The 12,487-nt window shown below is 68.1% G+C and carries 10 protein-coding genes; 1 reads left to right on the forward strand and 9 read right to left on the reverse strand.

Annotated features, from left to right (window positions below):
- Window positions 1-93 precede the first annotated feature (93 nt).
- The gene (locus HLH29_RS02210; protein WP_182964449.1) at window positions 94-1,353 is read left to right on the forward strand and encodes an SAM-dependent methyltransferase; all 1,260 of its coding nucleotides are present in this window, start codon (window positions 94-96) and stop codon (window positions 1,351-1,353) included.
- Between the two features lie 21 nt (window positions 1,354-1,374).
- On the opposite strand, the gene rsmA is transcribed toward HLH29_RS02210, so the two are convergent.
- From rsmA to cysQ, 9 genes are all read right to left on the reverse strand, one after another.
- Window positions 1,375-2,211 (reverse strand): 16S rRNA (adenine(1518)-N(6)/adenine(1519)-N(6))-dimethyltransferase RsmA, encoded by an 837-nt coding sequence (gene rsmA, locus HLH29_RS02215; RefSeq protein ID WP_182964450.1) that lies wholly within the window; start codon window positions 2,209-2,211, stop codon window positions 1,375-1,377.
- A gap of 20 nt (window positions 2,212-2,231) precedes the next feature.
- Window positions 2,232-3,551, reverse strand: a complete 1,320-nt coding sequence (locus tag HLH29_RS02220) for a peptidylprolyl isomerase (protein WP_246373658.1) — start codon at window positions 3,549-3,551, stop codon at window positions 2,232-2,234.
- Between the two features lie 70 nt (window positions 3,552-3,621).
- Window positions 3,622-5,973 carry an LPS-assembly protein LptD gene (locus HLH29_RS02225; RefSeq protein ID WP_182964376.1) on the reverse strand — a complete coding sequence of 784 codons (2,352 nt, stop codon included), beginning with the start codon at window positions 5,971-5,973 and terminating at the stop codon, window positions 3,622-3,624.
- Window positions 5,970-7,079: an LPS export ABC transporter permease LptG gene (gene lptG, locus HLH29_RS02230; RefSeq protein ID WP_182964377.1), complete on the reverse strand. Its 1,110-nt coding sequence runs from the start codon at window positions 7,077-7,079 to the stop codon at window positions 5,970-5,972. The genes HLH29_RS02225 and lptG overlap by 4 nt, the downstream gene beginning before the upstream one ends.
- Window positions 7,076-8,221, reverse strand: coding sequence for an LPS export ABC transporter permease LptF (gene lptF, locus HLH29_RS02235; RefSeq protein ID WP_246373659.1), 1,146 nt, complete (start codon window positions 8,219-8,221; stop codon window positions 7,076-7,078). The genes lptG and lptF overlap by 4 nt, the downstream gene beginning before the upstream one ends.
- Before the next feature lie 278 nt (window positions 8,222-8,499).
- Window positions 8,500-9,948, reverse strand: a complete 1,449-nt coding sequence (locus HLH29_RS02240) for an FAD-binding oxidoreductase (RefSeq protein WP_182964379.1) — start codon at window positions 9,946-9,948, stop codon at window positions 8,500-8,502.
- 115 nt (window positions 9,949-10,063) lie between these two features.
- Complete coding sequence (locus HLH29_RS02245; RefSeq protein WP_182964380.1) at window positions 10,064-10,609, reverse strand: hypothetical protein; 546 nt, start codon at window positions 10,607-10,609, stop codon at window positions 10,064-10,066.
- Window positions 10,610-10,658: 49 nt separating this feature from the next.
- Window positions 10,659-11,630: an L-threonylcarbamoyladenylate synthase gene (locus HLH29_RS02250; RefSeq protein ID WP_182964451.1), complete on the reverse strand. Its 972-nt coding sequence runs from the start codon at window positions 11,628-11,630 to the stop codon at window positions 10,659-10,661.
- Between the two features lie 51 nt (window positions 11,631-11,681).
- Window positions 11,682-12,482, reverse strand: a complete 801-nt coding sequence (gene cysQ, locus HLH29_RS02255) for a 3'(2'),5'-bisphosphate nucleotidase CysQ (protein WP_182964381.1) — start codon at window positions 12,480-12,482, stop codon at window positions 11,682-11,684.
- Window positions 12,483-12,487 lie beyond the last annotated feature (5 nt).

A 12,487-nucleotide genomic window follows, 5' to 3' on the forward strand; every position in this document is an offset into this window, starting at 1 on the left:
GTCGTTGAAAAGGCACCGAAAGCATCTTCGCCCGTTCTTTACGAATGGCGCCGCAGACTCCATGCTGTCCGGCGGACGGAAGGGAGCTGAATGATGACGCCCGTGATCGACCGGATCTTTCGCAGCTTCATCACGCAGGGACGGCTGGATATCGTCTTTTCGGACGGGTCGCGGCGGACCTATGTCGGGACGCCAGGTCCGGTCGCGGCCATGCGGATTCTCGCGCCTTCGGTGGAGCGGCGGCTGATCGCCAATCCCGGACTGGCCTTTGGCGAAGCCTATATGGACGGGCTGGTCGAGCCGGTGGGCTGCACGCTGTACGACCTGCTGGATCTGCTGATGACCAACAGCATGAACGCCGGCCATATCGGCGAAGCCGTGGCGGCGGTGATTCGCTATGGCAAGCGGACCTGGACCCAGTTCAACCCGGCATGGCGGTCGCGGCGGAACGTCGCGCATCATTACGACCTGAACGGGGCGTTGTACGACCTGTTCCTGGATAGCGACAGGCAATATTCCTGCGCCTATTTCCCGCGGGGGGACGAGACGCTGGAAGAAGCGCAGGTGGCCAAGAAGCGGCATATCGCAGCCAAGCTGCGCCTGGACCGGCCGGACCTGGAGGTGCTGGATATCGGCAGTGGCTGGGGCGGCATGGCGCTGACGCTGGCGCGGGAGTATGGCGCGCGGGTCACGGGCATTACCCTGTCGGAAGAGCAGCTTGCCGTGTCGCGCCGCCGGGCCATGGAAGAAGGGCTGGCGGACCGGGTCCGGTTCGAACTGGTGGATTATCGGGACGTGACGCGACGCTTCGACCGCATCGTGTCGGTCGGCATGTTCGAGCATGTCGGGGTTGGTCATTACCGACAGTTTTTCGACCTGGTGCGGACGATCCTGGCGCCGGACGGGGTGATGCTGCTGCATTCCATCGGGCGCAATGACGGGCCGGGATCGACCAATCCGTGGATCGACCGCTACATCTTTCCCGGCGGCTATTCGCCGGCGCTGAGCGAGACCTTTGCCGCGATCGAGACGGCGGGGCTATGGGTGACGGATTGCGAAATCCTGCGCCTGCATTACGCGCAGACCATCGCCCACTGGCGGGAGCGTTTCGCCGCCAACCGCCACCGCGTGGCCGCGCTGTATGACGAACGGTTCTGCCGGATGTTCGAATTCTATCTGGCCGGGGCGGAGCTGTCGTTCCGTGTCCAGGGCCATCTGAATTTCCAGTTGCAGATTACCCGCTCGATCGATGCGGTGCCGTTGACCCGCGATTACATGTTCGAGGTCGAGCGGGAAGCTGCCGCCCCGCCGGGCCGCCGGGGGCTTGCCCGCAAGGCTCGGACATCGGGGTAGGGGGGCGCCCGTTCCGGCTCGTCAGGCGGTGCGGGAGGCGTGGCAGCGTGCCAGCCGGTCGAATTCGGCGATCGACAGGGTTTCCGCCCGCCGTTCGCCGCGGATGCCGGCCTTGTCCAGCAGGGTTTCGCCGCCGATCCCGCGCAGGGAGCCGCGCAGCATCTTGCGCCGCTGGCCGAAGGCTGCGGCCGTGACCTGTTCCATGGCCCGGAACAGGGCGGGTTCGGGCTGGATGTCGTGCGGGGTCAGGCTGACGACGGCCGAATGGACCTTGGGCGGTGGGGAGAAGGCGCCGGGGGGGATGCGCATGACCATGCTGGCCTGGCTGGTCCATTGGGCCAGCACCGCCAGGCGGCCATAATGGCTGGTGTCGGGCGCGGCGCAGATCCGCTCGGCCACTTCCATCTGGAACATCAGGGTCAGCCGTTCCCACGATGCGGCCTGGCGCAGCCAGCCGACCAGCAGTGGGGTGCCGACATTATAGGGCAGGTTGGCGATGATCTGGCGCGGTGCGGGGCAGAGTTCCGTCAGGTCGCGCGTCGTCGCGTCGGCTTCCACCAGCCGTAACCGGTCGGGGAAATGGGCGACCAGCTCCTCGATGACGGCGACGGCCCTGCGGTCGATTTCCACCGCCGTCACGCTTGCGGCCGGGGTGGCCAGCAGGGAGCGGGTCAGGCCGCCGGGACCGGGGCCGACCTCGACCACATGCCGGCCGGTCAGGTCGCCGGCCAGGGCGGCGATCCGCGCGGTGATACCGGGATCGAGCAGGAAATGCTGGCCCAGCGCCTTGCGGGCGTCCAGCCCGTGGCGGGAGATGACGTCGCGCAGCGGCTCATGGGACGGATCGGGGACGGACATGGCCGGGTCGTCGGTGCTGGTCACACTTTCGACCGGATGTCGATGACCGCGCGGCGGCGCAGGTCGCGGTTCAACTGCCGCGATGTCTGTTCCACCCGCTCGTTCATCAACTGGTCCGCGATTTCGCTGGGCGTCTGCTGGGCGAAATTCTTCTGCTGGCGCGCGCAGACCATCAGCACGGCGATACCGTCGCCCGAGACCAGGGGATGGCTGGCCTGGCCGGGGGGCAGGTTGGCCAGAATCTGCTGCATCTGCGGATTGATGCGCTCCAGTTGCAGCTCGCCGGGGTTGGCGGGGCGCTTGTCGCCGTACCGGTGGTTCGCCGCCTCGAGATCGGCGCAGGAATGCGTGCTGGCGACAAGCTGCTGGGCCTGTTGCAGCATCGCGCGCTGCTGCTCCGAAGGGGCCTGGGGATTGAGCGGCGTGGTAAAGGGCAGGTAGGCCTGACGCAGCGTCAGCAGCGTGCCCATCTGATGGCCGATGACGCGGCGGCCGTTCAGCGTGGCGATGACATAGCCGCCGGCGACGCGGATCGGGTTTGAGATGGCGCCTTCCGGCATGGCGCGTGCGACGGCGACCACTTCCGGGTCCAGGCTGTCTTCCTGCACCCAGCCCATCATGCCGCCTTCCAGCGCCGTCTGGCTCTGAGAGAACTGGGCGGCGACGATGGGGAAGGGCGCGCCGTTGCGCAGTTCCTGGATGATCGTCTGGGTGAATTTGAGCTCGTCCTCGGAATGACGGGCGTCATCGACCGGGATGAAGATCTCGCTCATCAGATATTGCGACTTGCCGTCTTCGCGGCGCAGCGCTTCCTCGCGCTGCGCGATCTCGGCGGCGGTGGTGCGGCCGCGCGATCCCATTTCCTCGCGCAGGACCTGGGTCCAGCCCAGCTGCACCCGGATCTGGTCGATCATGGTGGTCAGGGAAATGCCGTCGGCGGCCAGATGGTCGCGCAGGGCATTGTGGGGCATGTTGTTGCGGCGCTCGATATCGGCGATCGAGGCGGCGATCTGCTCGGGCGGCACGTTGATGTGGCGCGAGAGCATTTCCTGCTGGCGCAGGCGCTCGTCGATCAGCTGGCGGACGATCTGCGGGCGCAGGCGGGCCATCAGGTCGTCGGTCAGGTCCAGGCCGGCGGACAGGGCGAACAGGCGGCCGCGATTGTCCACGTCACGCCGCGTCAGCACCGTGCCGTTGATGACGGCGACGATCGAATCCTGGGGGATCGAGCCGTCCGAGGCCTCGGCGGCTGGTTTCGGTGCCAGCGCATGCGCGGCATCTGCCGGCACGATCGCACCTGCCGTCCAGGCCGCCAGCCCGGCGGCCGCGATACGGGCCATGAGGTTCGATGGAAATCCGGTCGGGGAAGGGCGGCGTCGCATTCTGTTCGGTCTCTCGCGCGTCGTCGGGTCAGCCATGGATACCAAAGGCCCCGATGGTCTTGAAGGTCAGGGTGAACATGATGGTCGAATTGCGCTGTTCGCCGCCGATGGAGGTATATTGCTTGATATACATGATATTGAAGGCGAAGCAGTCGTTCTGGTAGCCGGCATTGCCGCCCATGCTGACGAACTCCTGGCGGGACAGGCTGCGCCGGACGAAGCCGGAGAGGCTGTAGCCGCTCCAGTTCGTCGTGGCGCCGAGCGTCAGTTCGTTGGTGCGGACGAAGTAGGCGGAGGTCGGGCTGCCGGTCTGGAGGTTGGTGGCGTAGTAATAATAGGGCGTCACCGGCTCGTAGACATAGCCGCCCGTGACGCGGAAATGCTGGACCCCGGTGGAGAACAGCGCGTCGCCGAAATCGATGCGTCCGGCATAGGGGTCGATGCGGGTGCGGCCGGTGAAGTCGACATACCGGTTGGGGGCGATGCGCGCCCGGGCCACCACATCGGACAGGTGATGGTTCAGCCCCGAATAGGGGATGCGGTTGTGGTCGATATGTTCCTGGACGCTTTCGCCGACCAGCGTGTCGATTTCATGTCCGTCCCATGTCCAGTTGGCATGGACGCCGAAATTGCCGCGCAGGCCGCCGTCCAGCCTGTCGGTTCCCGGGTAGCGGTTCAGGGAGAACAGGGTCGAGTCGGTGAACTCGTAGGACAGGCTGTCCTCGTTGGGCATGTTTCGGGTGGCGCTGTTGCCCGTATTGGGGGCCGCGATGATCTGGGCGATGGGCTCCAGGATCTGGGTGCCGCCGCCATGCTGGAACGTGCGCAGGAACGGCCAGTTCATCTTCAGCGCCACGGTCGGCAGGACCTGGCCGGTGACCACCGCGCCGCGGGCCGTCGTCGGGGCATAGAGCGGTTGCTGGTTCAGGTTGGTGGCGCGATGGATGGCCGATTCCAGATGCAGGGTCAGCGTCCAGAGCTGACCCAGCCGGTTGTGGAACGGCCGGTCCCAGTTGGCCGAGAGCTGGGCGCGCTGGTCCGACACGCCGTCATTGCGGTAGACGTAGAAATCGTTGGTATCCAGCGCCAGGCGGCCGCCCCAGGCGTCGGGCTGGCCGAAATAGCTGAAATTATAGTGCGGCAGCACCCAGGGCAGGTCGTTGTTGCGGATGACGCCCTGGTTCAGGCCCTGATAGGCCTGAGCGTCGAGGCGCGAATAGGAACCGGTGCCGAACCCTTCGAGGAAGACGTTCGACGTCAGCATTTCCTGCCCGTAGCCGGTCACCCGGTAGTCGCGCATATAGTTGGCGGAGGTGGCGAGGTTGATGTTTATCCCCGTTCGCCATTCCCGCGAGAGCGAGGCCTTGCCCTGGGCGAAGATGTAGCCCTGCACCCCGTGCTCGTTGGCCGAGCCGACGGTATTGCCGAACGTGTTGATATACGCGCCCTGGCGGTGGGTGTCGTAGGCCAGGCCGGCCAGGATGTTCAGCGTGCCCCAGTTGAAGATGTTGCGGTACTGGCTGCTGACCTGCGGGCCGGTACGGGTGGAGAACAGGCCCTGGACGGTCAGGTCGGACTGGCCGTCGATCACCCAGTAATAGGGAATGGTGGCGTAGGCGCCCAGATAGCGGTCGTGCGGCGTGATGCCGGGGGTGAGGAAGCCGCTCTGCCGCCGGACCGAGGGGTCCGACATCGAGAAGACCGGCAGGTACATGACCGGAATCCCGAACATGTCGAGATAGGCATCACGGAATTCGATGCGCTTGTGCTCGGTATCGTCGATCGCATCATAGGCCCGCAACTGCCAGAATGGCGGGCGGGTGGGGTGTTTGGCGCAGATCTCGCAGGCGGTATAGACGGCGCGGGTCATGTCGTTGACGCGCCCGCCGGTCCGGCGCATGCCGTTGGCGGCAAGCTTGGCGTTGTCGGCCATCAGCGCGTGCAGGCGCGTCATGATGCCGTCGCGCATGCCGTTGCTGAGTTCGGCATAGTCGCTGAACAGCACGGTGCCGTCCGCCTCGACGATCGCGACATTGCCCCGTGCCGCCGCGATGCCGGTATTGCGGTCATAGGTGACCGTATCGGCCCGCAGCACATGGTCGTTCTGCCAGATCTGGACGTTGCCCGACCAGGTGACGGTGCCCTGGGCGTTGTCGTACGACACCTTGTCGGCCTGGAACGTCACCGGGGCGTTCTGGGAAAGCGGTGTGCCGGCGTCGACGTGCAGCGGGTGGACCTGCGCATGGGCATGGTGGATCTGGATCGCGGCCCCCAGCAGCGTGCCGCCAAGCATGGTGGCAGCCAGCAGCGTGCCGCGTGCCTGCGCGGATTGGCCCCCCACGGGGCGGAGTTGGCGGCGAGGCAGGAGAAAGGGCATCATCCATCTTCTAAATGAAGCAGAAGAGAAACTGCAAGGCAGAGACCGGCCCCGGTCGGAGCCCAGGCGGCCAGAATCGGGGGCATGGCGCCGGATTCCCCGAATTGTGCCGCCACCTTGGATACCGTGAACAGCGCGAAGCCTGCCGCCACCCCGCCGCCGATCATGCGCGCCACGCCGCCGCGCCGGGTCGGGCGCATCGAAAACCCGGCCGCGACCAGCGCCATGGTGCCTGCCAGGATCGGCAACGTGAGCAGCGACTGGAAATGCAGCCGGTGCCGGATGGACGAGAAGCCCGAGCGCTCGAGAAGCGAGATGAAGCCCGGCAATGCCCAGACCGACAGCGTGTCGGGCGAGGCGAAGCTTTCCTGGACACGTGCGAGCGTGAGGTCGGTCGGCAGGGTGAAGCGTCCTACCTGGACGGGCAGGCGGTCGGGCCGGATGGTGTGGGTGTCGTCAAGCACCCATTCCCCGTGGCCCAGATGCCCGCTGGGGGCTTCCACGCGGACGATCATACGGTCGGAATCGTCCAGCCGGAACAGGCTGATGCCGCTGATCCGCAGCACGCCGTCCTGCAGATGCACGCCACGGGCATGCAGGATCGCCACCCCGTGGGGGGTCAGGGCGTTGTCGGCCTGACGAATCCACAATGCGCCGTCGGCGAGATTCAGCGGGCCGCCGCTGCGCAGATAGACATGATCCAGCGTTTCCGCCCGCCGGTACATGAGCGAGGACAGCGGCGACAGCGCCCCGGTGGCCAGTGCGCCGATCAGCAGGGCGCAGGCCAGCGGGCCGGTCAGGAACTGCCATGCCGAAATGCCGGCGGCCCGCGCCACGATCAGCTCGGACGAGCGGGTGAGACGCCAGAAGCAGACGAGCCCGCCCAGCAGCACGCCGAAGGGCAGGATTTCGATCGTGAAATAGGGGATGTGCAGGAGTGCGATCTCGCTGACCAGGCGGGTGGGCACGTTGGGACGCGTTGCGACCCGCCGCAGCAGGTCGATGAAATCGAACAGCGAGACCAGCCCGGTCAGCGACAGGATCATCGCCAGGACCGCCAGCGTGAACTGCCGCGCGATGTAGAAGGAGAGGGTGACCGAGACGGTCATGGGCGGGGCGCCTGGCCGGACGGGATGGATGCGGGAAGCGGCGGCCCCGCCATCGGCTGCTGCCGCTGGCGCCATTCGGGCAGGAAGAGCGTGATGGCGCACACGGCGCCTGGCAGGATCGCCTCGACCCACATCAGGGGCACCAGCCCGGGATTGCGGCCGGCCAGGTTCTGCACCATCAGGCTGAGGGCCAGCAGGCACACCACGCTCATGATCGCGGTGAAGGGCCGCAGGATGTTGCCGTGCCGCGAGAAGGTGCCGCCCAGCACGCTGACCAGCCCGATCATCGCGAAGGAAAAGGCGGTGAAGGGCGAGGTCAGGCGCCGCCAGGCTTCGACCGCGAACTTGCCGCGATCGCGGTCCGAGACCTGGTGCGGGTCGGGATGCAGCAATTCGTGCAGTGCCATCTCGCTGGCGTCGCGATAGCGGGTCTGCTCGCCCCGGGGGGTGGTCAGGTCGATGGTGTTGCGCGCGAAGGTCAGCACGTTCAAGCGGCCGGTCCGGCGGTCGATTTCCTGCCGCGAGCCGTCGAAGAGGACCACGCGGGGCTGGTCGTTGATGACCAGCATGGTACCGCGCTCGGCCAGGATGGTCGAGGGACTGTCGGGCTGGCGGCCGTCCTCGACCATGATGCCGTGGAGCGTGCCGTCATGATCGCGGGAGCGGACATAGACGGTCATGGTGTCCGACAAGGGTGTGAAGACGCCGTCCTGCAGCATGAAGGCCGCAATGCGGTTGCGGATCTGGAATTCGTACTGTTTGAACGCGTGAAAGGCCTGCGGGACGATCCACACATTCAGGAGCAGGCAGAGCAGCATCGACGCGCCGGCGCACAGCAGGCCGGGCCGCGCCACGTGGAAGGGCGACAGGCCCGCCGCGCGCATGACCGTCAGTTCGCGATCGCTGGCCAGGCGCTGATAGATGAACTGCACCACCACGAAGGTCGTGATCGGCAGGATGATGGCGACGAAGGACGGCACGAGCAGGCTGGTCAGTCCGATGAAGACCCGCAGGGAGAGGCCGCGTTCGACCACCAGGGAGACGAAGCGCAGGGACTGGGTGAGCCAGATCAGGGCCGCCAGGCCGCCCGTGGTTGCCGCCAGTGCCATGAGGAGCTGCCGCAGCACGTAGCGGTCGAGCATCGGCAGGCGCGCCCTTGACGGACGTCGGATTGCGGATCGGGCGAACGACATAGGCCTGTGTAGCTCCCCGGAGGATGTGGTGAAAAGCCCTGCGTCCAAGGGTGGTGCGACCGTTACGGCTGGTCGCCCCACCGGTTCCCGGCCGTCATCATGTGCCGGCCGGCTGAAGCAGATCCCGTCCCGATGGTTTTATTGGGGCGGGCAAGGATGCCAGTGGAAAGTCGAGGAACCGGAAAGATGTCCGTGGGCCGCCCCGCGCGGGACACGCGGACGGTATGCTAGCCTGCCGGGGGAAACAGCGTGCCGGGATTCATCAGCCCGTGCGGATCGATTGCGTCCTTGATCCGGCGCATGGTGGCCAGTTCGGCGCCCCCGCGCCAATCGGGCATCATGTAGGGCTTCAGGCGTCCGACCCCATGTTCGGCCGAGAAGGAGCCGTCCAGGTCGCGCACGATGGCGGCGACCGTGTCCATGATCCGGTGATCCTGTGCCAGGAATGCGGCCGGGTCCATGCCCTCGGGCTGCACCAGGTTGAAATGGATGTTGCCGTCGCCGATATGGCCGAACGGCGCGGGGCGGATGCCCGGGATCAGGGCCGCGCAGGCGGCGCTGGCGCGGTCGATCAGTTCCGGCACGCGCGAGACGGGGACCGAGACGTCGTTCTTGACGCTGGCGCCGGCGCGGCGCTGGGCCTCGGCATGCTCTTCGCGCAGTTTCCACAGCGCCAGGCGCTGGCCCTCGCTTTCGGCGATCACGGCGTCGCTGACCGTGCCGGCCTCGAACATGCCGGCCAGGACGTCTTCCAGCACCGTGCGCAGGTCGGCATCGCGGCGCGGGGTCGCCAGTTCCACCAGCACATAGGCCGGGGCGGGTTCGGCCAGCGGCAGGCTGGTGCCGGGCACCAGCCGCGTGACCAGGTCCATCCCGGCGCCCGACATATATTCGAAGGCCTGGATCAGCGCCGGGTCCTGGGCGCGGAAGGCGCTGAACAGCGCCAGCGCCGCGCCGGCGCCGGCGACCGCGCACAGCGCGGCCTCGACCGCGCGCGGCTGGGGCTGCAATTGCAGGATGGCCGAGGTGATGAAGCCCAGCGTACCCTCGGACCCCACGAAGAGCTGGCGCAGCGCATAGCCCGTATTGTCCTTGCGCAGCCGGCGCAGCCCGTTGAAGACGCTGCCGTCGGGCAGCACGACCTCCAGCCCCAGCACCAGTTCCCGCGCATTGCCGTAGCGCACGGTGTTGTTGCCGCCGGCATTAGTGGCCAGCACGCCGCCGATCTGGGCCGAGCCTTCCGACGAGATCGAGAGCGGCAGCATCAGGCCGGCTTCGCGCGCCGCATCCTGCGCCGCCTTCAGCGTGACGCCGGCTTCAAGTTCCATCGTGTGGTCCAGCGGGTCGATCCGCCGCACGCGGTTCATCCGCGACAGGCACACCACGATGTCCCGCCCGCTTTCGTCGGGCGTGGCGCCGCCGACCATGCTGGTATTGCCGCCCTGCGGCACCATCGCGACCCCGGCCGCGGCGCACAGCGAGACGGCCTGGGCCAGTTCGGCGGTGCTGGCCGGGCGCAGGACGGCTGCCGCGCGCCCGTGATAGAGCGAGCGCCAGTCGGTGCAGTATGGCGCGACGTCCGAGGTCTCGGTGAGGATGCCCGACGGTCCCAGCAGATCCGCCAGACGGGCCAGCAGGTCGGCGGTCGGGGGAGCGGAGGAGGGGGTGGCGGTCATGGCGGGTTTCCGGTGGCGATGGATGATCGGCGCGGGGGACGGCGCCTGTCTTGGGACAGAATGACCGGCAAGGCAATGTCCGGCCCCAGGTCTGGCCCTGGTGCCGCTGGTTCCGTCAGTTGAGGGCCGTCGTTCGGAACGGGACGGAAGGCACGTCCATGGCGCGCACCATGCCCATGCCGATCGCGCCCACCAGGGCGCCGACGGCGACGGCCAGGGCGACGACCGAGCGGCGGCGCGGCGTGGGGCGCGCCCGCATCACGGACAGGGCGGCCTGCGTTTCGGCGCGGGCCTGCTGGGTCAGGTAGAGCTGCGACCGCAGTTCCTCATTGCGGGCGCGTGCGCTGCGCAGGTCGAGATCGAGCCGGTTGACGCTTTCGGTCAGCTGCATGATCCGCGTGCGCGCGGCCTGCATTTCCTCGGTGGCGGCAGCGCCGGATGCGACGCGGGAGGCGCGGGGGCGGGGCGGGGGGCGCTGCGGCGGGTTCGGCGCGATGGCCGTGAACAGATTCTTCAGGGCCCCGCCGGTCATGCCGTTGCGGCGGGCACGGTTGCGGATGGCGTCCAGCGCATTGGCGGACTGTCCCGGATGGTCCTCCAGGACCAGTGCCAGGATATCCGCCAGAATCTTCAGTTCCTTGGGATCGAGTTTGTCGCTCATGGCGGCGGATCACGATGTTCGGGGCAGGCGGTTGTGGCGGGATGCGGCATCATGCGGGACGGGGGGAGGCCGCGCGGCGCAGGCGGTCGCGGATGGCCAGCCCCAGCCCGGCGCGGGGGATCGGCATGGCGGCGATACGGGTCAGGCCGCGCCGCGCGCCCTCGCTGTCCAGGAAGCGCAGCCCGGCGAACAGGCGGGCCGCGGCTTCGTCCACCGTGCCGGAGGGGCTGAGATTCCAGACCAGCCCGGCCCCCGGCAGTTCCGGCCCGAAGGCCAGCAGGGCCTCGTCGGCGCCGACCTCCTGCGCGTCCAGGCGGACCGGCAGGGAGGGGGCGTAGTGCGATTCCATCCGGCCGGGCGAGACCGGCAGGGTGTCGGCATAATCGTCGGGATGGGAGATCGGGCCGCAGATCTCGGCGAGGGCCTCGATCGTGACGCCGCCGGGGCGCAGCAGCATGGGCGCGGTGCCCGTCAGGTCGAGGACCGTGCTTTCCACCCCGACCTGGCACGGGCCGGAATCCAGCACCGCGTCGATGCGGCCGTTCAGGCCGCGCATGACGTGATAGGCGTCCGACGGGCTGACCTTGCCGGACAGATTGGCCGACGGGGCCGCGACCGGGCGGCCGGTGGCGCGCAGCAGGGCCGCCGTGACCGCGCCGCGCGGCACGCGGACCGCCACCGAGGGCAAGCCGGCGGCGGCGAGGTCCGAGATCGTGCCGCCCGGCTGGCGCGGCAGGACCAGCGTCAGCGGGCCGGGCCAGAACCGCTCGGCCAGGCGCCGCGCGAGCTCGTTGGGCACGGCCTCGGTGAAGGCGGCCTCGGCATCGGGGAAATGGCTGATCAGCGGGTTGAAGCGCGGGCGCTCCTTGGCGGCGAAGATGCGGGCCACGGCGGTATCATTGGTCGCGTCGGCGCCAAGCCCGTAGACGGTTTCCGTCCCGAACGCCACCAGGCCGCCTGCCCGCAGCAGCTCGGCCGCGCGGGCGATGCCCGCGTCGTTTGCTTCCAGGCGTTCCGTCATCTCCCCTCTACCCGTCCGTTCGTGGCCGATCATGTCGTTGATCATAACGCGTCACGCGCCTGATTGCTCCCGCTTTCCGGCGCAGATGAAGTGCGGGTTGCGCCAGTCGGGCTTGCCGTAGCGCAGGGGTTCGCCATCCATTGTGGTGACGCTGCCGCCGGCGGCCTCGACAATAACCTGCGGGGCGGCGGTATCCCATTCCATCGTCGTGCCCAGGCGGGGATAGAGGTCGGCCGCGCCTTCGGCCACGCGGATGAATTTCGCGGCGGAGCCGATATTGCCCAGATGGGCGATCTGCCGGCCGCCCAGGAACGATGCCAGGCGCGGGTCGTCGGCATAATGGCGCGAGGCCAGCACCGTCAGCCCCTCCGGCGGAACAAGGCGGGCGTGGATGGCATGCGTGCCGGCCGCGTCGATACGGTGCGCGCCGGTGGCGACATGGCCGGCATAGAGCTGGTGATAGGCCGGCAGGGCGACCGCCCCCAGAACGGCGCTTCCGTCACGGACCAGGCCGATATTGACGGTGAAATCGTCCCGGCCCGCCGCGAATTCGCGCGTGCCGTCCAGCGGGTCGACCAGCCAGAATGTGTGACCGGCCTCGACGCGCACGCCGGCGGCGGCTTCTTCCTCGGCGATCACGGGAATTTCGGGCGCGGCGGCGCGCAGCCCGGCCAGGATATGGGCCTCGGCGGCGTGATCGGCCTCGGTCACCGGGGACGAATCGGATTTCGTCACGGTTTCGAACCCGCGCGCACGGATCGCGCGGATCAGTTCGGCGGCCTCGGAGGCCAGGCGGGTCGCCAGGTCCAGCAACGCGTCGTCGCCGGGATGGAGCAGGGAGGAACGATTCATGGGTT

The sequence above is a fragment of the Gluconacetobacter tumulicola genome (assembly GCF_014174215.1).
Classification (GTDB): domain Bacteria; phylum Pseudomonadota; class Alphaproteobacteria; order Acetobacterales; family Acetobacteraceae; genus Gluconacetobacter; species Gluconacetobacter tumulicola.